Raw genomic sequence first — 20,309 nt, 5'->3', positions numbered from 1 at the left:
TCACATCTTGGTTATATAAGTGGGGAAGTCATAAGAATTTTTTGAAATAAAATCAACAAGAAAGATTTTATCAGCCGAAAAAAATTCGTCCCACACTCCTATTTCAACGATTTTTCCACTTTCATTATTACCACTAAATTCCTTCGGAAAATTTCGTATTTCCCCTTTTCACCCGTTCAAATCCATAAAGTATTTTAAAAAAAATTCAGAACAGAGTCCCATAGAGATCATCCCAATAGTCTTTGGAAGGTACTAGCGAACCAATTCTATCTTTATTAAAAAATGCTCAAAATAACCCTCAGACAACTAAAATACAAAAAGGTTGCAAGACCTTCTCGGGCCAATGTAGCTCTCCTAGTATTGCTTGTTGCGAATAGTTTGAAGTTGGTTATATTCCTGTAAATAAAGAAAGTGTGACTAAAATTAATCCTCAGGATGATGATATTGCATAGCAAAGAATCTGTGTTCAAAATGCCAGCAATTTAATCGCATTACTCTCTGCTAGAACAATATGTTAGACAAAAAATGAAAATAGACACTTAAAACCTTATAAAGCGGCTTTTTATCGTACAGGAAGCCCTCTTGCATTCAAAAATTTTTTATAGACTTAAAATATTTTTTTGAACAAAATTTGCCCCCTAAATGCTTTTTAGCTCATAAAATGAGGATAATTCTCACATTGGTTGTTTCAAATTTTCTCCAAGATTAACAATGTAATCTATCTATTTTACGTAAGAGTAACAACTCTTATAAACCCTCTCTACAAAATGTCAAAAATGCATAAAGCCATTTAGCAGAAGAATAAGAACCATCAACAGTATAAGGGTTCTTAGTAAACCACGTTGTTATTTATGGAGTAAATTATGTGCTGCCCTGGAATTAGCATGAGCTGCCGCTCAAAACAAGATGCCTATGAAGAAGAAACTATTTCTTTAAATGGGATTACAAAACAACCTGGATGCGCTTCAGAATTTAGTTTAAAAGTGGGTGATCCAACATTACTAGATACCATTCGTGCTGCTGGAGACCTTCTCTCTGATGCTTTAAATTCTGCAAGAATACAACGCACCAGCCAATTCTGCCAAGATTCTTGCAGGCCTTGGTGTGCAGACAATTGCTGGAGTCCTTTCCTATGTTTCTTCGATTGTCTTTGCACATGCATGATTACTCCTGATGAACATCTAGGATCTGAAGAAAAATACGATGATTTAACTGATTTTATCCAACAACAAAGAGATGAGTACGGCCCTATTTGCGTTGGTATCGCAATGAAAAACGGCCCTTGGGATATTGCTAAATTACTAGCAGAAGGTTTTACTTTATCTTCTGAGCAGAAAACTCTATTTTCAGAAAAATGCGAAGAAGCAAAAAATCAGTTAGGTAGATGCTTAAAAGGAGGCTCTCAACAAGAACTCTTCAAAGTTGCTAATGCTGCGCATCAACTTCCTTCAAAAGGTTCTACAGAATTAGAAAATGTGAAACACTCTTTAGAAGAGTCTATCAACATCTCAACTCCTCCTTCTCTTCCAACATGTTTAATTCTTTATCCTTCTGAAAGCCATGAAACAGCTGCTAATGAACAGAGATCTGGGTACTCTCTGAATATCCAAAGGTTACAGCACCAACTTAGCCAACTAGAAGTTTTAGATGTGAATTCTCAAACGACCGGTTTCTTAGGATTTCAATCCCGAGCTGCTGTAAATATTTTGTTACTCACTTTAAATAAGTATGTAAATGAGGAGAAAAATATTTTTGATCACCCAGGATTTGGATTGAGCATAGAAGAATCAAAATATCGTACTTTACTTCTTCTTGCATTATTAGCTTTAGGTTTTATTCCTTTAGGTGCAGAACAAGAAGTTCCTACATCTTTAGAACAACTAGAAAATACAAGTAAAGAACTTCGCACAAAAGAGAAAAGTACGTTTGTATCTTCTGTGGATTCACGATCTTTTGGAACGGAAGTCAAAGTAAACGCAGGAACACACCATCTGCCTAAATACGGACAAAGAGTTGTTCTTAACGGTCGTTTGACTGAAAGTGCGGAAAGATCGTGTGTTGACGGGGCAACACCTGAAAACATAAGAGGTGCTCAGCTTTGGGATTTCACAAATCCTAAAGCTCAAGAAGCCCTTCTCAAAACGGCTAAAAACGTCACAGCTATGACTTCAAGTCTATTTTTAAGATAATCATCAACACACAATTTAGGGGCGGCTTCCTCCGCCTCTGCTATCCAACAAGGCTTTCAACTTATACAGATATCTCACAATCTTGACTAAGTGAAAAGATTAAAATTTTTACGTAATTCCGTGCCAACCACAACCTCTGCAAATTTTTACCCTATCCTCCATATGTTCAGCCACCTAACAAAAGAAATTCTTGGTAAAAAAAGCACTTTTTGAAACCATGGAAGCCATTTTAATCTCAAGAGTTAGGATACGACGAGTATCCTAACTCCCTATCTTTTGTTATCGGGAGATATCATATGTGCTGCCCACCTGGTGGATGTAGTTGCAAGTTGACTCTGCAAGAAAGAGGCGGAGACTCTTCACAAGCAAATATACCACTACAACAAATGGTGGTTACCCAACAACCTGGAAAGCGAGTTTCCTTGGATCTTCAGGTTGGAGACACACCAATATTAGAGACTATACAAAAAGCAGGAGTAATAGCGACTTCTTTGTTAAATGCACCTCAAACACAACGCGGTGCGAATTATTGCCATGAACATTGTAGCCCTTGGTGTGATAGCCATTGCCCAAATTGGCTTTCCCATTGCTTTCATTGCCTATGTACCTGCATCATAAATCCCCCCCCTGATCAACCATCAGGAGCTCATCCTGATCTTCTACAGTTCTTAGATACTATGAAACATAAGCACGGTCCGATTGTTTTAGGGATGGGAGCACAGCAAAGCAATATGAATTGGCCTATTCTTCTTGCTGAGGGGCAAACCTTACCTGAGAATCAAAAAGCAGAATTCGATCAGTTGTGTCTGGACATAAAAGAAAACTTAAAAAAACTCTTGGCAGGTGGAATACAACAAGAACTCTTTGATCTAGCTAATGATCCTAGTGAAGTCCCTAAAATCAACGAGACTGACACCATAATGACAAAACGTGGTTACGGTGATTTTCTCTGCAAAAGACAAGATACACCTCCACCATGCTGGATTATCTATAACAAGGGCGAGGAGCAAGCTCTAGAGACCGCACAAAGTGTCTCTGCAATACATTATACTAAACAGATCAATTACAGCAAGCTCCTATCTCAGCTTTACCAACTTAACGTTATGGATTTATGCAGCGGAGACACGTTCCCTCTAGGTGGAAAAGACGGGAAAAATGCTCTATGCATATTGAAAAACACCCTAAGTTGTTTAGTTGGAAACGCTCCATGCTTTGCTTATGGAAGAGACGGTTTTAGCCTTAGTCTGCACCCTAAGAAATTGTTAAAACTGATTATTCTTGTACTTTTAGCTTTAGGTTATGTTCCCATAAGTAGTGGAGGAGAAAGTCCTAAGGCAACACTTGATGAACTAAAAAAAGTATCCGAATTCTTAAAATTGCAGTGGGACGCGTACGGCCGAGCTTTTCTTCCGGGAGATCCTGATAATCCTTTTGACGACTCAGAAGTAGATGGTTTGGAAACTGATTCCTCTCGGAATCATCAACTAAACTCTACGGATGAAACAGATTCGGACAAAGGTGATGACGATTGGCTTTCAAACAGCGCGCAGGAGCAGCTACTCGGAATGACTCAAACAATCAATAGCCTCTTGGCATTACTTGGATAACAATAAAGATAAAGAGGCAAAAATTGCCTCTTTAGCATAGGTTATCCGTCTGCTATTAAAAAATAGAGAGTAAGGACCCTAGCCACCAAATCCCAATACCACTGACGACGATAAGTCCTGCCCACCAAAGATTAAATAAACTACGAATCGCTTTCTCTGGGGAGTTTCTTCCTCCCATAGACTCTAAATCTAAAAGCATCTCCATATTATGCTCTGAAAACTCTTTGAAGATTTTCATAACATAGGGATGATCTTGAAGAATACGCTCACCATCTAATCCTAGGTACGCGGCATATTTCTTGATAAATCCCTGCGCATAAATTGGGGAAATTAGCTTGCCTAAATAGCCGTTTTCTATAGCTTCTAAACATGAATAACGTATGGATGTTGCTGCTTCTACATCTTTTAAAGATAAGGATTGTTCTTCACGTTTTGTGCGAAATACCTCGCCTAAATGTAACAGTTCTTTATGAATTTGTTCTACCATAGAGATTCCTTTGCAGGTACCTAAATGCTAAACTCTAGATCTTTTCTAGAGCCCCTATCTCATTTATAGAAAATGAGACCTTCTCCCCTGTTTCAAGATCCTGCTCACTTGCGGGAATATACAGGATTAACGTTTAATTTGTACTTCAAAAACCGCATATACACTATACATCCTTATGTTATGTATAGCATAACAATAAATATACCCAGTAAAAACATAGACAGCGATAGAGATCCCTATCCTGAGTACGACAAGATAATTCGACGCTTTTTTTTATGTCCACACCGTTTGTTACTACACTCTCTCCTTCTCTGCATGGCCTACTTAAAGATCGTCTTGAGGAAAAGGGTTTCATTTTAACGCAACCACAGCACACTATTTTCCAAGCACGTTCTCCCTCGGTAAGCTGTACTCTCTATAACTCAGGGAAACTCGTTGTTCAGGGGAAAGGTTCACAAGAGTTCATTGATTTTTTCTTAGAACCAGAAATTTTACTGACATTTACCCATAACCGTATGGAGAAGGATCTGCGTCCTCGCCTAGGCGTAGATGAATCGGGGAAAGGAGATTTTTTCGGTCCTCTATGTATCGCGGGAGTCTATGCTCGCGATGTGGAGACTTTGAAAAATCTTTATAAAACAAAAATCCAAGATTCAAAAATGCTCAATGATAATCAAATCCTATCATTAGCAAAAACCATTCGAGCATGTTCTACATATGATGTGATGATTCTTTATCCAGAAAAATATAACGAACTTTATGCAAAGTTCCATAATCTGAATATTCTTCTAGCCTGGGCTCATGCTACTATTATCGATCAACTTGCTCCGCGTCCCTCTGGAGAAGTTTTTGCTATCTCAGACCAATTTGCTTCATCAGAAAGTATTTTACTTCAAGCATTAAGAGAAAAAAACACTGATATCTCGGTAATTCAAAGAGTTCGCGCAGAACAAGATATCGTTGTTGCCGCAGCCTCTATACTAGCAAGAGAAGCCTTCATTAATACTATAACCAAACTAGAACAACGTTTTTCTGTAAAGCTACCTAAAGGAGCCTCTGCTCATGTGAAATCTGCAGGGAAAACCATATTAAACACTCAGGGAAAAGAGATTTTATCGCTTGTTTGTAAGACGCATTTTAAAACATTCTATGAAATTTGTGGCTCTACAGATATATAACAAGGCGATATGGAAAACAAAGTACAAACTGTAGAAATAAAAATCGACTTATAACGTACTCTTGTGAAAATGAGTAGTAATCTATCCTATGAAAGTATAGTCTAATTTTCATTAAGATAGGTCAAAATAGTTAATAATCGTTTTCAAAAAAGGACAATCTCTCCTTCTTAAAAACATTGCTGAGAGGATAGTTTCTTGTAGGAGTTGTAAATAGAGATATGTTGAAGTTGTTATTTCATGTGATGACTCTAGCTGGTCATCTGCTCTCCACACCCATCTACATTATTCATGATGCTTGCGGTATCGACAAAGAAACTCGTGAAGCCTCTCCTAAATCTCATCCTTTTTCCCTACAAACTCAATACCTACAAGTAGAAAAAGCGGACTTTAAAAAATTACCAAATCAATCCCTTGGCTACCGTCAATTTGACACAACTGTACTTTGTACACTTCCAATCACATCACAAACCGGCGCCCTCTTTTCTACAGGGTATGTAGGAGCTCATATCCTTTGGGATGACGCTCAGCCTGTAGTTGGAGATCCCAACTCTTTAGGATACTATACCTTCCAAAAGAAATCGTATTATAGCTATATCTTGCTGTCTGCAGGGGTTTACACCTTGTCATTAAAAAATTGGCAATGGTCTGCAGTTGTGTCCAGCCTTATTGATCCGGAAAATATTGAGGCAGGCTATAGCCTATACCAAGCAGTACTCTCTGGAAAATACCAAGCTACACAACAACTATCTGTTATTTTTGGTGTAATTAATGAAACAGGACTACATCAAGAAAAGGCCTGGCCTTTACTAGGTGCCACTTATAAACCTAATGACAAACTTACAATCAACTGTATCTATCCGGTAAACTTCTCTGTAGAGTATAATTGCACCTCTGTTTGTGATTTTGGCGCTGCCTATCGCCTCACTCGATTAAGAAAAAAACTCCATCCCAATGATCTTCCTTCTTCCGAGGGTATCTTTGAATACCAAGGGCGGGAAATCGAGGGCAATGTTAAACTCTATCCATGGCCAGGAAGCTTCGTGAAGTTATTTTATGGGTGGTCTATCGGTAGTGATATTTCACTTGCTGATAGCCATAATAATAATGTGACGAATTATCCGTTTAAATCTTCGGCTTTCTTTGGTGGATCTGCTGTGCTTTCTTTTTAGAAGAAAACAAAAAGCATCTATTTTTCACAAACCGACTATATATAAAAAAACTTTTACTTCTATACTTTTATAGATGTCTTTCCAGAACCATCTATTTAAATTAGAATTTCGATTGTAGTAAATTTTAAAACTATTTAAAATGTTTGCATTCTAAAATGTGAGTGCATTTTTAAGGTTAAAATGAATTGTCGTGAAGTTTGTAAAAAAAGCTCACAGATTTATTTCGATTCTACTTTTCCCGAGAGGGTTTTAGCGCGTCGCTGTCAAAATAAAGCTCAACAATATCCAAAGACAGCCATGACCATTGAAGTGTTAGCCTCTGTTATTTTTGGTACACTTAAAATTATCACTTTCCCTCTAATGACATTCTCAAACTTAATATTAATCCCGCTTACCTTGATAATAACAAGCATCCGATCAAGAGACTGTAGCCAAGCTCTTTCTTATTTCACCGCTTGGGTGATTAGTTTGCTAGTTTCTGCAATGATCATCGGCGCTATTTTCGGTTTGGTGATGATCTCTCCGCAAGTAGTTTTCTTTATGATCGGTGTCTTCGGAGCCCTGGGCGCTAGCGCTACTCTTTTAAACATTCACAGGGGATTATTTCCTGTAAAATCTTTACAAACTCAAGAGATTAAAAGAACTGCAAGCTTAGAAGAAAGCGCCTCTTCTCCATCCATCGCAGAACTCTCGCCGACACTTAACCAGCAAAATTCTTCTGAAGCCGCGAACCTTGATGCGTAAACTCCAGAAAACGAAAATGTTTAATTTTTCATTTTGTTCTTACTAGGTCATATCTTGGAAAGTCCTCACCTGAAGTTTTGATAAAGAGAGGATCTTTACCCGAAATTAACATAGTTAAAGAATAAAATTATCACAACTAAACGAAGATAACTTTTATAATATAATCTATCAGCTATTAACTAAATTATTAAAACTGTTTTAACAACTAAAGACTATACAAAGAAAAAAATAGAGCTAAATACATGGGTAATCCTTTAGATCCTTTAGGGCAATCACACCAACCTATTCCAAGAAATCAAGTGCCCGCATCGCATACCGGCTCTGGTAAGCGTATCGGAGCGACTTCCCTAGGATTTTTTGGAAGGCTGCTTTCTCTTCCCGATCGCAATCCTAAGATGCGTTACACCTTTGACATAGGGATTATTGCTATTGCTATTATCTCGATCATTGGTATTCTTGTCGCCTCTCAGGGACAGGGTTTATTACTATTTGGATTAATTCCCGGCTTTATCTTTGGTGCTTTGGGATTGACTATGCTAGTTTCCGATATTGCCAACACACCAAAGTCACAAAAAATTGCCGATACGATCACAGCTGTCCTTTTACCCTTTATTCTTCTAGGCATTGCTTCGGCTTTAATTGCCTCAGCATACTTCACTGTTGGGGGAAGTACGCTTATTCTGGCGAATCCTCAATTCCTTATGGGCTTTATGACTATAGGTCTGGCTTTAGTATCATTGAGCAAGGTCACATTCCAACACTTTAAAACTCAAGCTTTAATAAAGGCCCAGCAAAAAGTTATAGATATTTCTGAACAGTCTATAACTCCAAATGTGCCTTCTGAAAGGGATGTAAGACGTGTTTCTCAGGAAAGAAGGCGGGATTTTGCTTCCGAAGCTCGACGTGAGCATGAAGATCAAGAAAATCGTACGCATACACGGCATAGACATATCAGCAAAAACTCCCAAGGAGTACTTCATCATACATTTAGAAATCACTCAGAAGTCTCAGAAGCCCATTCCGACTCTATATCCGTAGAAAATAGAGAACACCCCCTATTTTTAAAGAGTGATTTCGAATTCCTCCATGACGCATATAATCCATTTTCCTATAACTACAAGGCTCCCTCCTCATTACCTCTAGAGGAATCGTCATCTTCTGCACAGAATGTTCCTTTAGGTCAGCCTGTGGCTGGAGAGCCTGTGGGCCCAGGGCCTCTCACCTCCACACCACGGAGGGTAAGTCGCATAGAAGCAGTATCCTCAACAAGATCTCGTAGTAGAGACGAAGAACAACAAAGTAAAGATCCGAGTCATAGTAGCGATGACGAATCTTCTGATGCGGAAGGTTCGGAGCCAGAAAACAAACAAAATAGGAAAAAAAGAAAGAAGAAAAATTAAGTTTTTTGGATTTCTGTTCAGACAAAATAAAAGAGCTCTTTTGACGTTTTTAACTTCAAAAGAGCCTTCGTTCCCTTAGATACTCAATAGCATACGAAAAACTATTGGATTTTTCAATTATTATTTACCTAATTCCACAAGCAAAAGCTCATTCACCCTATTTGGAGGGGCCTTGCCCTGGGTACGTTTCATAATTTGTCCAACTAAAAATCCTAAAGCCTTGGTCTTACCACTTTTGTAGTCTATAACAGACTGCGGATTCGCGGTAATCACTTCACAAATGATCGCAACTAATGCACTTTCATCTGTCATTGGCAACATTTCAGGATTCTCTTTGAGGATAGTCTCAGGACTCTTTTCAGGACATTCCATCATCATGTCCGCGATATCCTTAGCAATCTTTCCAGTAATCACTCCCTTATCAATAAAATTAACAAGCTGAGCTACACTACTGGGAAGGATACCTGAGAAAGCTAGATTCTTACCCTTGAGTTTACAACGTCCGGCAAACTCAACAGTTAACCAATTAGAAAGGGCTCTGTAGTTTTTACATTCTCGAGCGGCTAATTCAAAGAAGTTGGCAATATGCTTATCACTAATTAAAATCGCTGCGATGTCCTCGGCAAGAGTATATTCGTGCAAATACCTTTGGTATTTGTTAAAAGGGAGCTCAGGAAGCGTATTACGAATTTCGTCAATATAAGCTTCTGTTAACTGCAACACTGGAAGATCAGGCTCTATGAAATATTTGTAATCTTCAGCCCGTTCCTTAAGACGCATCAACACTGTTTTTTTCTTTTCGGGATCCCAACGGTATGTAGCTCCCGGAATAACAGTTTTGGGGTCTTTATTTGGATTTTCTAAATACGCATCAATCTGACGACAACGCTCTGCTTCTAAAGCTTGCGCCATAAAAGCAAAGGAGTTCATGTTTTTAATCTCTACTTTATTGCGCAGTTCTTCGCTACCTTTAGGACGTACTGATATGTTTACATCAAAACGTACCGAACCTTCTTCCATATTACAGTCAGAAATGCCTATGTAGTCTAATAAAGATACCAGAGCTGTGGCATAAGCAACAGCATCATCAGCACAAAACATGCAGGGCTTAGAAACAATCTCTATTAAAGGTACACCTGCGCGGTTATAATCTACTCCAGCAAATTCTCCGAAATGTTTTAACATACCGGCATCATCTTCGATATGCGCTTGAGCAAGTTCAAAACTACGTTCTTCACCTTGAACGATAGCTTTTATATGTCCTCCTCGCACAATAGGATGTTCAAATTGGGTAATTTGAAAATTCCTTGGGCTATCGGGATAAAAATAGGACTTTCTATCAAAACGGCTTAGCAAAGCTACTTCACCCTCAACAGCACACCCAAATAAAACTGCCTTTCTCACAGCCTCTTTATTCAGTACAGGAAGTGACCCCGGCATGCCGGTGCATACAGGAGATATATTTGTATTAGGCTCGTCTCCAAAACGGTTGCGTGCACAACTAAATAATTTGGATTCTGTGTTTAATTCTACGTGGACTTCAAGACCTATGACGGATTCCCAATCAGCATAAACATTGCTCATTATTTCACCTCTCCATCAAAAAGTTTGTTACATCCTTTAGGGTATAAATTTTTAATTCCTGAATGTTCTTGGAAGCTATAGCCTACCTGGCACACCTGCTGATCCTTACCCTTTTGCCCAATCACCTGAAATCCTAGAGGCAACCCTTCTCGAGAAAACCCTGAAGGAACTGCGATAGCAGGGAGGTAGGCTAAGTTCATAGCAACGGTATAGATATCCTGGAGATATAAAGAGGTAGGATCAAGAATTTCGCCATCGGCGAATGCTGGGCATGAGCATACTGGCATCGCAATAACATCACATTTTTCATAAGCTTTTTGAAAAGCTTGAATGATTTTTACTCGAATCGCCGATCCTTTCTTATAATAGACACTTTGACGCTCAGCTGATAACACATAGTTACCTAAAAGAATCCTACGCATGACTTCCTTACCGAAACCTTGCACGCGAGAAATCGTATAAATATCTTCTATACTATGAGCTTCTGGAGCACGATAGCCGTAACGAATACCATCAAATCTTGCAAGATTTGTTGCAGCTTCTGCAGAAGCTACAATGTAGTAAACAGACACAGCGTGATCTAAGATGTTAAGATCAACTTCAACAATGCGGCTACCCTGACCCTCTAAAACACTTAAAGATGCAAAGAAATTCTCTTTAACATCATCACGTAAACCATCTAAAAATCCCATAGGCACGCCGATCAAACTCGGAACTTCTAAAGACAACGCCTCTTGGAAAGACCCTGTAAAAAACTTCTGAGAAGTTGCATCCCTGTTATCCTTACCTGCCAATACGTCCATAGCTAGGGCGACATCTTCAACAACTGTTGTTAAAGGGCCTATCTGATCTAATGAAGACCCAAAAGCGACTAAACCATAACGGGACACCGCTCCATAGGAAGGCTTAAATCCAACAACTCCACAAAATGCCGCTGGCTGACGTATAGACCCACCCGTATCAGAACCTAACGCTATAGGACAAAATCTTGCAGAAACTGCTGCGGAAGATCCCCCTGAAGATCCTCCTGGCACACAGGATAAATCCCAGGGATTTTTCGTAGGATGAAAAGCAGAATACTGCGTTGTAGATCCCATGGCAAACTCATCCATATTGAGTTTGCCTAAAATCACCCCATCTTCAGCCTCTATCCGTTCGACTACTGTAGCATCAAAAGGGGCTGTATAGTTTTCTAACATTTTAGAAGCACAAGTAGTGCGCAACCCCCGAATATGAATATTATCTTTTATTCCAATGGGGACACCCGCGAGTTTCCCCAAAGGTTCTCCTCGCGCACGTTTCGCATCTATGATAGCTGCTTTCTCATAGGCTCTTTCTTCACAAAGAGAAAGAAAAGCTCCTATCTGATTGTCTTCTGTTTTTATTCTATTATAAAAATACTTTGCTATTGCTGTAGCCGAAGACTCTCCACTAACTACGGCATTTCTTAACTCTAAGGCACTCTTCCGATACATATCTTCCTAAAACTGCTATCTCTACTTAATTACTGTGGGTACTTTTACTAATCCCCCTAAAGATTCAGGGACATTAGTAAGAAACTCCTCACGAGAGAAACTTGAGGCAACGATATCTTCTCGTAAATCTTCGGGACTGATAACATGCGATAAACCAACCTCAATAACCACGTCTGTTACATCCATAGCAATGGACGCTGCCATAGTTTTAATGACTTCATTCAAAGAACTTTCATACTCTTGAATAAGCTCTTCGCTTAATTCCAGAGCTGAACTCTTCGCCAAAAGAATAATTTCTTCTCTAGTTACATAGGGTTGTGTCATTTTCCTAATCCCGGTATTTCATTCCGATGAAGCTAATATTCACTTTTAGTTTTTATAAAAAAAACTTCTTGCACAACTTAACTCCTTGTATACAAAAAGTCAATGTCTCCCCAATAGCCTGAGAATAAAAAAAAACTTTATTAAATTATAAAAAAGATTAAAAGATGGAATTAAATATACATCACTTAGGAGAAAAGCAATGCTAGGCAAACTCGTTCGGGGACTATCCTCTCTTATTGTTGTTCTTTGTGCATTGAACGTAGGAATTATAGGATTAACTCATCATAAAGTAAACCTTATTGCTCGACTATGCGGAGGCGCAAGTGCAACAGCAACACAAATCACTTACATTATTATTGGAATCGCTGGGATTATTTCTTTAATAAGTTTTTGTGGTTGTTGTTCTAAGAAACACCAAAATGGGGATTGTTGTTCTAAAGGACATTCATCTCATCATTGCGATCCCAAAAATTAAACTCCCTTCTTAAGAAAATCGAGATTTCTTCCTAAAATAATTCTCCTAGTTTTATAGAAGTTAAAGAGAAATTCAAAAGCCGCGAGATTTTGCGTGGCTTTTGATATTTTTCATTTTCAATATCCCAAGCCATTTCCTTTTGCCACTCTTCCAATGTCTCTTGATTTTTTAATTTCTACCACCTATTGCGTGGAGAAATCTTCCTTATCACCAAAAGAACCTTGTTATGAAGTCTTCCATTCCTTGGTTGTTAATCTCATCAACGATTACATTCCCACTACCATCCGTTGCCACTGAAAAAGCAATAATCCAATCCTCTGCATCTCTAAAAACAGGAGAACAAACACTAAGCTCTAACGATAATTACAATGGAAGCAATTCTACCGAAACGCCTTTTACATGTAAAAATTCCTCTATCTCGACAGGAACTACTTATACTCTTGACAGTGATGTATCATTTATCAACGTAAGCAAAACTCAAGCTCCTGCATCACAAAATAACTCTGAAGATACAGATACGATTGAGACTAGTTCTCAATCAGCAGACCAAGGCTCTGATACAAAAGATAATACGGATCCTGCAGGAGCAGATCATCATCCAAGCCCTGTTTCACCGGAGCCATCCCCTGTAGTGAATACAAGTGGAGATTCCACGTCTCCTACTGAGGCTTCAGGAACTTCTGAAAATACACAAGATAAAGAATCTTCTAAAGACGCGGACAGTACAAAAGCAGAAGAAAAGACAAAAACAGATAACGAAGTTACAGAAACTAAAGAAGCAAAGAACACTTTAGAAGTTTCAATAAAAATACCCAATACATCATTGCCCTACACCTCGTCTAAAACATTAAAATCTGATGTTGCAAGTGAGAACAGCGCTCCAAGTCCTGAAACCAAAACACCACCGGCTTCGATAACAGGGCAAGCTAATGGGGAAACTTCTGCAAGTTGTTTCTCCAATACCGATGGCTCTCTTACTTTCGTTGGAGGAAATCACTCTTTAACTTTTAGTAATATTAGCGTAACAGCCCGAGGATCTGCCGTAAACAATAGCGCGGGATCTTCACTAACATTTTCAGGATTTAAGAACTTATCTTTTACTAGTGCTACAAACCAAGATCAAACACAAGCAAATAGCGCAATCTACGTGGGTCCAAAAGCAGCTAGTGCTAATGGACAAAGTTTAGAATCAACGAAAACCAAAGCAAATCCACATCCTGAAGGTAGTGTTAACAAAGAGGCTTTAGTAAAGTATTCAGGAATATCTTCGGATGCTTCTTCTATAACTGAGGGATCTAGTCAAGATACAGCTAAAAATGGAGAAACTTCCACAAATAATGCAGATGTAGCACAAGCTGTTGCGGAATCTTCCCCCAACATTATCCTTACACAAAATGTTAATATCACATTTAATAGCAACTCCTCTAAGACAGCAGGTGGAGCTATCAATGTTTCTGGATCAGCAACTATAGAAAATAACACTGGCACGTGCACTTTCTCGAACAATAATGCTAAAGATCAAGGCGGGGCGATCTCTGTTAATGGCAACTGCAATATCACAGGGAACAAAAACGTTGTCTTCTCTGGAAACCAAGCTCAACAAATACCTGCCCCTTCAACAGTCACCGTAGAAAAAGCTATTGTCAATGAATCAGTGGTGGTAGCGGCTACAGGAACTGGAGGCGCTATTTATTGTTTAACAGCGACACCTTCTCTGCCTGCTCTTGATAACATCCAAGAAAAACAACCTTTAAAACAAACGCTTCCATCTCCAGAAATAGCCTCACTAGTAGGAGAAACTAACGCTAAAATAGCACAAAAAGCAGAACCTTCTGCTGATCCCTGTTTAACTATTTCAGGCAATACTTCAGTTACATTTAATAATAACTCTTCTACAACTACAGGTGGAGCTATTCACGCTAAGAAAGTTGTTTTATCCTCTAGTGGGAATATCACTTTCTCTAATAACTCCTCAGGAAAAGGTGGGGCTATTTATATTGCCGATGGCGGTGATATCAGCATCACTGCTGCTACGGGATCAATTACCTTCCAAGGCAATAAAGTTACAGCAGCTGATCAAATTACTCTTCCTACAAAGACAGAAGCAGCTGCGGCTGCTGTACCTACTAGAGAAAAGCAACAAACCGGTGATCAATCAGATTCTTCTAAAGCGCATGGTAGTGAATCTGCAAAAATTACCTCAGCATTTATGACTTTGGCTAACAAAGCTGAAATACAAGCTGAAGGGAGTAATACACCTACTTGCAACTCTATTCATTTAGCTAGTGGCGCCACCATTTCACAGCTACGTGCTCAAACAGGACAAACAATCTTTTTCTATGATCCTATAACGACTACTGCACCAGCTGCTGCTATTACCGTAGCACAACCAGAGGCTTCGGTTGCTAAAGCGACCTCTAGGATCTCAGCCTCGGCGTCCGCAGTATCTGCGCCCGCCCCTGCTGCAGTAAAAACTCCTCTAAAAATCAATGCTCCAGACACACTAGATCCAGAAATACAAAAAGTTACGGTTGGAACAGCTCAACAATCTGCGGTGTATAACGGAAAAATTGTATTTTCAGGAGAGAAGCTCTCAAGTGAAGATGCTCTAAATCCTTTGAATACAACGAGTGTTATTCATAACGATGTATCTCTTGAAGCTGGGACTCTTGTTTTAAGAAGTGGTGCAGGTCTTCTTGTTGATTCTTTCACTCAGAAAGAAGGCTCTTTAATCGTTATGGACGGTGGGACATCGATTATAACTAATGTTGCTGCTGCCAATAGTGGTCTAAAAGCTGGGTCTGCACTGTCTGCCCCTAACCATGCAATTCCTGGAATAAGAGCTATATCACAATTAATAGCGTCTTCTTTAATCAACTTCAAAGAAAGAGGTCGCTCTGCAACAGGATCTGTGGTTCCTAAAGTACAAGAAAGTCCCGAGGGATCCATTACCATTACCAATCTTGCTGTGAACTTAGATTCTTTAGAGAATGGAAAAGTCATCACCCTAGCAGCTAAAGGAGGAACTGGGAATGTTACCCTAACAGGCAATTTGCAATTCCAAGATAGCAGCCAAAATTTTTATGATAACCCCTTACTAAATAAGAACTTCACATTAAATTTCCTAGATATTTCTGTGCCTAATGAAGGGAAAGTAAATACCGAGGGCTTCAACATGATCCCCCAAGGGGCTACAAGTTCTAATCTTGGTTATCAAGGGAAGTGGGAAGTTAGTGAAGTTAAAGACTCTACTGGAAAAGTCTCATTCGAAATGAAATGGTTATCTGCAGGTTACATACCAACAGCTAATCGACGTGCCACCCTAGTCCCTAATAGCTTATGGTGTTCTGCTATTGATATTCGTGCATTTCAAAAGCTTGTTGAAGTTAGCACCCAAGGTGAAGACTTCCACAAAGGCTTATGGATTTCAGGGATTTCTAACTTCTTTCATAGAGACTCTATGAAAGTACAAAAAGGATTCCGCCATATCAGCTCTGGATATGTTGTTGGTGTAAGCACACAACCTATCTCTGATAAAATCATTGATCTTGCTTTCTGTCAAATGTTTGGGAAATCTAAAGATTACCACCTTGCAGATACTAGATCTCATATCTACGCAGCTTCTATTCATACAAAATTTGAGAAGTTACTTAACCACTATAAATTTTCGAATAAAAAAGGAGCTATACTTGAACACAATTCTGAGAAGATCCCCGTAATCTTTGATGCACAACTAAGTTATAGCTTAAGTCATAACTCTATGACGACCAAGCATACTCCAAATCCTTCATCGAGAGGAAAATGGAACAATCACTGCATAGCTGGAGAACTTGGAAGTTATCTTCCTATAATTATTGATAACTCTGCAATTGAAGAACTCTCTCCTTTCGTTAAGCTTCATGTTGTCTTTGTACAACAAGAAGATTTCAAAGAAACCAAAGGAGGAAATGAAAATAGGAATTTCCAAAGTGCGCACTTTGTAAACATTTCCCTACCTATTGGTTTGAGATTTGAAAAAACAAACAAGTACAATATCTATAATATCAGCCTTGCGTATCAACCTGATATTTATCGCGACGCTCCAAAATCTAAAGTATTCCTACCTTCTGTAAATACTGCTTGGTCTACAGGCGCAACAAATTTATCTAGACAAGCCATGATCCTTGATGGTTCTGATCGCCACCATCTAACCGACAACCTAGAAGTCTTTTGCCACGGAGCTTTTGAACTACGTGGATCTTCTAGAAATTACAACGTTGACATAGGAGGTAGGTACAAATTTTAACAGGCGCTCTCCTCTAGAACAGCCGGGCCTCTTACCAAAAATGATAAAAACATGTCAAGTCTTTTCTGTATTAGACTTGCTTTCTTTTGTATCTTTGAGTATTTAACGAAACTGTTTTTTTCATTTCACCACAAGTGTATAAAATGAGGCCTTCTTTATATAAGATCTTAATATCGTCTACCCTGACGATACCAATATCTTTTCACTTCTCGCAATTGCATGCAGAAGTGGCTTTAACTCAAGAATCTATTCTCGATGCAAATGGAGCATTCAGCCCGCAATCTACAAACACTGCGGGGGGAACCATTTACAACATTGAGAGTGATATTTCTATCGTAGATGTAGGACAAGCAGCAGCTCTTGCGTCATCAGCTTTTGTTCAAACTGCAGACAATCTAACTTTCAAAGGAAATAACCATAGCTTATCCATAACAAACGTGAATTCCGGAGCTAATCCCGGGGGCGTTAACGTTAGCACTGCGGATAAGATTCTTACTTTGACAGACTTCTCTAAATTGAGCTTTACGAAATGCCCACCCTCTAAAGTAAATAAGGGGAAAGGAGCTATGGTATCAGGAGGAGCATTAAACTTGGCGAATAACGCCAGTATTCTTTTTGATCAGAACTATTCCGCCGATAATGGTGGAGCGATCTCTTGCAAAGCTTTTTCTCTAACCGGCTCGAGCAAGGAAATCAGCTTCACCACTAACTCTAGTGCGAAAAAAGGTGGCGCAATTTCTGCTACAGAAGTTGCTCATCTTTCAGACAACCAAGGAGCAGTCGTATTTTCTGGAAATACTGCTGTGAATTCTGGAGGAGCAGTATACGCAGAAGCTGCTACAACTATTGCAGGTAACAACTCTGTTGTTTTTAGCAACAATACTGTTTCCGGCACAGGAGATGGTTGCGGTGGCGCCATCCATTGTAGCAAAACAGGTACAACACCGACCCTTACTATAAGAGATAACAAAGTCTTGATTTTTAAGGAAAATACTTCTGCGGCAAAAGGTGGGGCTATTTACGCCGATAAGCTCATATTGACTTCTGGTGGGCCTACGTTATTCGCTAATAACAAAACTACTAACGCTACGCCTAAAGGTGGAGCTATTGGTATTGCTGCTAACGGAGAATGTAGCTTAACAGCTGAGCATGGAAATATTACTTTTGAAAATAACCTTATAGCTACTCAAAACAATGCTACAATAAAAAGAAATGCGATTAACATTGAAGGTAATGGCAAATTCACAAACTTACGTGCTGCTGCTGGGAAGACGATTACTTTCTATGATCCTATAACGGTTGAGGGTGCTGCTGCTGATCTTCTCACTTTAAATAAAGCTGAGGGAGATAAGGTTTACAACGGAAGAATCGTTTTTTCTGGAGAAAAGCTCACGGAAGAACAAGCTGCTGTTCCTGACAATCTTAAGACAACATTTACACAGCCAATAGCTTTAGCTGCTGGTGAACTTGTGTTGCGGGGTGGTGTTGAAGTAGAAGCAAAAACTCTCTCGCAGACAGCTGGGTCTCTGATCCTCATGGATACAGGAACAAAATTATCAGCAAAAATAGAAGATGCTACACTGACTAATCTGGCTATTAATCCAAATACCTTAGACGGGAAAAAATTTGCTATAGTTGAAGCCATTGCAGCTGGAAAAAATGTTACATTATCTGGAGCTATTGGTGTTATTGATCCTACTGGAAAGTTTTATGAGGACCATAAGCTAAACGATACGTTAGCTTTAGGAGGAATTCAACTTCTTGGGAAAGGTGCCGTCACAACAACAAACGTTCCTAGTAGTGTTGTAGGTGTTGCTGAGCAACATTATGGTTATCAAGGAAACTGGTCTATTAGCTGGATCAAAGATAATACTGCTGATCCTAAAACACAAACAGCTGTCTTTACCTGGAATAAAACAGGATACATTCCAAATCCTGAGCGTCGTGCTCCCTTAGTATTAAATAGCCTTTGGGGATCCTTTATGGATTCACGTTCTATTCAAGATGTTATGGAACGTAGTGTTGATAGTATTCTTGAGACACGTCGTGGTCTTTGGGTTTCTGGAATTGGGAATTTCTTCCATAAAGACCGAAGTGCAGAAAATCGCAAATTCCGTCATATCAGTTCGGGATATGTTTTAGGAGCCACCACAAATACCTCTAGGGAAGATTCACTTAGCGTTGCTTTCTGTCAGTTATTTGCAAAAGATAAAGACTACCTTGTAGCCAAAAATGCAGGGAACGTCTACGCGGGTTCCATCTATTATCAACATGTGAGCAAATTTGATGATCTAACACGGTTATTTAACGGGACCAATACCTGTTGTTCAGGGTTTTCTAAAGAAATTCCTATTTTCTTAGATGCGCAAGTTACGTATTGCCATACCACCAATAACATGACAACTTCCTATACAGACTATCCTGAAGTTAAAGGCTCTTGGGGGAATGACACTCTTGGCGTAGCTTTATCGACCAGCGTGCCTATCCCAGTGTTTAGCTCTTCTATCTTTGATAGTTATGCACCGTTTGCAAAATTGCAAGTTGTCTATGCTCATCAAGAAGACTTTAAGGAACCAACAACCGAGGGCCGGGTCTTTGAAAGCAGCGACCTTCTCAATGTTTCTGTACCTATAGGTGTAAAATTTGAGAAACTCGCCTATGGAGAGAGAACAGCTTATGATCTTACACTGATGTATGTACCTGATGTGTACCGTCATAATCCAAGCTGTATGACAGGATTGGCTATCAATGACGTTTCCTGGTTAACAACAGCTACAAATCTTGCTAGACAAGCTTTTATAGTTCGCGCAGGCAACCATATTGCCTTAGCCTCTGGTGTTGAGATGTTCAGTCAGTTTGGTTTCGAATTACGAAGCTCTTCAAGAAATTATAACGTAGATCTTGGTGCTAAGGTCTCTTTCTAAAAAGCTCTCCCCTGCCCAGCTCTGGGCAGGGTTCCCCTTATTCTATCTTGGGCAAACCCCCCTTGACTTTTAATTATTTTTATGATCGATTTGGGCTATCTCAAATCACCCAAAGCATGCATTTATGAAACATCCAGTTTACTGGTTCTTAATATCCTCGAGCTTAATTGCTTCGAACTCATTATGCTTCGCTGAAGCAGATCAAAAAACCTTAACCCCCGCTCATAGCTACAATGGAATCACTAATAGTAAGCCGTTTCAACCATTATCAACAAGCAACGGCAACGGTACAATATACACGTGTACAGGAAATGTATGCATTGCCTATGCAGGGTTAGGTGACACGGGTTTGTCCAGTAGTTGCTTTTCTGATAGCTCTGGCGATCTTTCCTTCATAGGAAATGGTTACACGCTGTGTTTTGATAATATTACTACACAAGCTAGTCACCCGGGAGCTATTAGTGTTAG

The 20,309-nt window shown here is 39.3% G+C and carries 13 protein-coding genes and 1 pseudogene; 10 read left to right on the top strand and 4 right to left on the bottom strand.

Annotated elements, in window-relative coordinates; translation table 11 throughout:
- The first annotated feature begins 863 nt into the window (after positions 1–863).
- The gene (locus tag E1N70_RS03505) at positions 864–2,189 is read left to right on the top strand and encodes a hypothetical protein (RefSeq protein ID WP_131744170.1); all 1,326 of its coding nucleotides are present in this window, start codon (positions 864–866) and stop codon (positions 2,187–2,189) included.
- 296 nt (positions 2,190–2,485) lie between these two features.
- The gene (locus E1N70_RS03500) at positions 2,486–3,796 is read left to right on the top strand and encodes a hypothetical protein (protein ID WP_131744169.1); all 1,311 of its coding nucleotides are present in this window, start codon (positions 2,486–2,488) and stop codon (positions 3,794–3,796) included.
- 55 nt (positions 3,797–3,851) lie between these two features.
- Here E1N70_RS03500 and E1N70_RS03495 read toward each other — a convergent pair whose 3' ends face one another.
- Positions 3,852–4,283: a helix-turn-helix domain-containing protein gene (locus E1N70_RS03495; RefSeq protein WP_131744168.1), complete on the bottom strand. Its 432-nt coding sequence runs from the start codon at positions 4,281–4,283 to the stop codon at positions 3,852–3,854.
- Positions 4,284–4,558: 275 nt separating this feature from the next.
- Here E1N70_RS03495 and rnhC point away from each other — a divergent pair, with 275 nt between their 5' ends.
- The 4 genes from rnhC to E1N70_RS03475 all read left to right on the top strand — a co-directional run bounded on the left by rnhC (position 4,559) and on the right by E1N70_RS03475 (position 8,774).
- A complete protein-coding gene (rnhC, locus tag E1N70_RS03490) occupies positions 4,559–5,461 on the top strand; it encodes a ribonuclease HIII (protein ID WP_131744167.1) in 903 nt (300 codons plus the stop codon).
- A 218-nt stretch (positions 5,462–5,679) separates the two neighbouring features.
- Positions 5,680–6,630 (top strand): hypothetical protein, encoded by a 951-nt coding sequence (locus E1N70_RS03485; protein WP_131744166.1) that lies wholly within the window; start codon positions 5,680–5,682, stop codon positions 6,628–6,630.
- 180 nt (positions 6,631–6,810) lie between these two features.
- Positions 6,811–7,374 (top strand): DUF5422 family protein, encoded by a 564-nt coding sequence (locus E1N70_RS03480; protein WP_131744165.1) that lies wholly within the window; start codon positions 6,811–6,813, stop codon positions 7,372–7,374.
- A gap of 242 nt (positions 7,375–7,616) precedes the next feature.
- A complete protein-coding gene (locus tag E1N70_RS03475) occupies positions 7,617–8,774 on the top strand; it encodes an IncV family inclusion membrane protein (protein ID WP_131744164.1) in 1,158 nt (385 codons plus the stop codon).
- 120 nt (positions 8,775–8,894) lie between these two features.
- On the opposite strand, the gene gatB is transcribed toward E1N70_RS03475, so the two are convergent.
- From gatB to gatC, 3 genes are read right to left on the bottom strand one after another with little or no spacing between them, the layout of a single operon-like run.
- On the bottom strand, positions 8,895–10,358 hold the full coding sequence (gene gatB / locus E1N70_RS03470) for an Asp-tRNA(Asn)/Glu-tRNA(Gln) amidotransferase subunit GatB (protein ID WP_131744163.1): 1,464 nt from the start codon (positions 10,356–10,358) through the stop codon (positions 8,895–8,897).
- Positions 10,358–11,833 carry an Asp-tRNA(Asn)/Glu-tRNA(Gln) amidotransferase subunit GatA gene (gatA, locus tag E1N70_RS03465; RefSeq protein WP_131744162.1) on the bottom strand — a complete coding sequence of 492 codons (1,476 nt, stop codon included), beginning with the start codon at positions 11,831–11,833 and terminating at the stop codon, positions 10,358–10,360. Before gatA ends, gatB begins: the two co-directional genes overlap by 1 nt.
- Before the next feature lie 21 nt (positions 11,834–11,854).
- The gene (gene gatC / locus E1N70_RS03460) at positions 11,855–12,157 is read right to left on the bottom strand and encodes an Asp-tRNA(Asn)/Glu-tRNA(Gln) amidotransferase subunit GatC (protein ID WP_014944882.1); all 303 of its coding nucleotides are present in this window, start codon (positions 12,155–12,157) and stop codon (positions 11,855–11,857) included.
- Between the two features lie 199 nt (positions 12,158–12,356).
- Here gatC and E1N70_RS03455 point away from each other — a divergent pair, with 199 nt between their 5' ends.
- The 4 genes and pseudogenes from E1N70_RS03455 to E1N70_RS03440 form a co-directional block, all read left to right on the top strand.
- Positions 12,357–12,632 (top strand): DUF378 domain-containing protein, encoded by a 276-nt coding sequence (locus E1N70_RS03455; RefSeq protein WP_014944881.1) that lies wholly within the window; start codon positions 12,357–12,359, stop codon positions 12,630–12,632.
- A gap of 226 nt (positions 12,633–12,858) precedes the next feature.
- Positions 12,859–16,917 carry a polymorphic outer membrane protein middle domain-containing protein gene (locus E1N70_RS03450; protein ID WP_131744161.1) on the top strand — a complete coding sequence of 1,353 codons (4,059 nt, stop codon included), beginning with the start codon at positions 12,859–12,861 and terminating at the stop codon, positions 16,915–16,917.
- Positions 16,918–17,060: 143 nt separating this feature from the next.
- Positions 17,061–19,841, top strand: coding sequence for an autotransporter domain-containing protein (locus E1N70_RS03445; protein ID WP_131744160.1), 2,781 nt, complete (start codon positions 17,061–17,063; stop codon positions 19,839–19,841).
- Between the two features lie 124 nt (positions 19,842–19,965).
- A pseudogene (locus E1N70_RS03440) lies at positions 19,966–20,309 on the top strand (chemotaxis protein); the annotation flags it as partial.

The organism is Chlamydia buteonis, assembly GCF_900634605.1.
GTDB lineage: Bacteria > Chlamydiota > Chlamydiia > Chlamydiales > Chlamydiaceae > Chlamydia > Chlamydia buteonis.
Note: the sequence above shows the minus strand (reverse complement) of the source record. Positions and strands in the feature narration are given on the sequence as shown.

What these genes read in the sequence shown, in the direction of transcription:
- E1N70_RS03505 (WP_131744170.1), top strand. Translation starts at nt 864, where the DNA reads ATGTGCTGCCCTGGAATTAGCATGAGCTGCCGCTCAAAACAAGATGCC.
- E1N70_RS03500 (WP_131744169.1), top strand. Translation starts at nt 2,486, where the DNA reads ATGTGCTGCCCACCTGGTGGATGTAGTTGCAAGTTGACTCTGCAAGAA.
- E1N70_RS03495 (WP_131744168.1), bottom strand. Translation starts at nt 4,283, where the DNA reads ATGGTAGAACAAATTCATAAAGAACTGTTACATTTAGGCGAGGTATTT.
- rnhC (WP_131744167.1), top strand. Translation starts at nt 4,559, where the DNA reads ATGTCCACACCGTTTGTTACTACACTCTCTCCTTCTCTGCATGGCCTA.
- E1N70_RS03485 (WP_131744166.1), top strand. Translation starts at nt 5,680, where the DNA reads ATGTTGAAGTTGTTATTTCATGTGATGACTCTAGCTGGTCATCTGCTC.
- E1N70_RS03480 (WP_131744165.1), top strand. Translation starts at nt 6,811, where the DNA reads ATGAATTGTCGTGAAGTTTGTAAAAAAAGCTCACAGATTTATTTCGAT.
- E1N70_RS03475 (WP_131744164.1), top strand. Translation starts at nt 7,617, where the DNA reads ATGGGTAATCCTTTAGATCCTTTAGGGCAATCACACCAACCTATTCCA.
- gatB (WP_131744163.1), bottom strand. Translation starts at nt 10,358, where the DNA reads ATGAGCAATGTTTATGCTGATTGGGAATCCGTCATAGGTCTTGAAGTC.
- gatA (WP_131744162.1), bottom strand. Translation starts at nt 11,833, where the DNA reads ATGTATCGGAAGAGTGCCTTAGAGTTAAGAAATGCCGTAGTTAGTGGA.
- gatC (WP_014944882.1), bottom strand. Translation starts at nt 12,157, where the DNA reads ATGACACAACCCTATGTAACTAGAGAAGAAATTATTCTTTTGGCGAAG.
- E1N70_RS03455 (WP_014944881.1), top strand. Translation starts at nt 12,357, where the DNA reads ATGCTAGGCAAACTCGTTCGGGGACTATCCTCTCTTATTGTTGTTCTT.
- E1N70_RS03450 (WP_131744161.1), top strand. Translation starts at nt 12,859, where the DNA reads ATGAAGTCTTCCATTCCTTGGTTGTTAATCTCATCAACGATTACATTC.
- E1N70_RS03445 (WP_131744160.1), top strand. Translation starts at nt 17,061, where the DNA reads ATGAGGCCTTCTTTATATAAGATCTTAATATCGTCTACCCTGACGATA.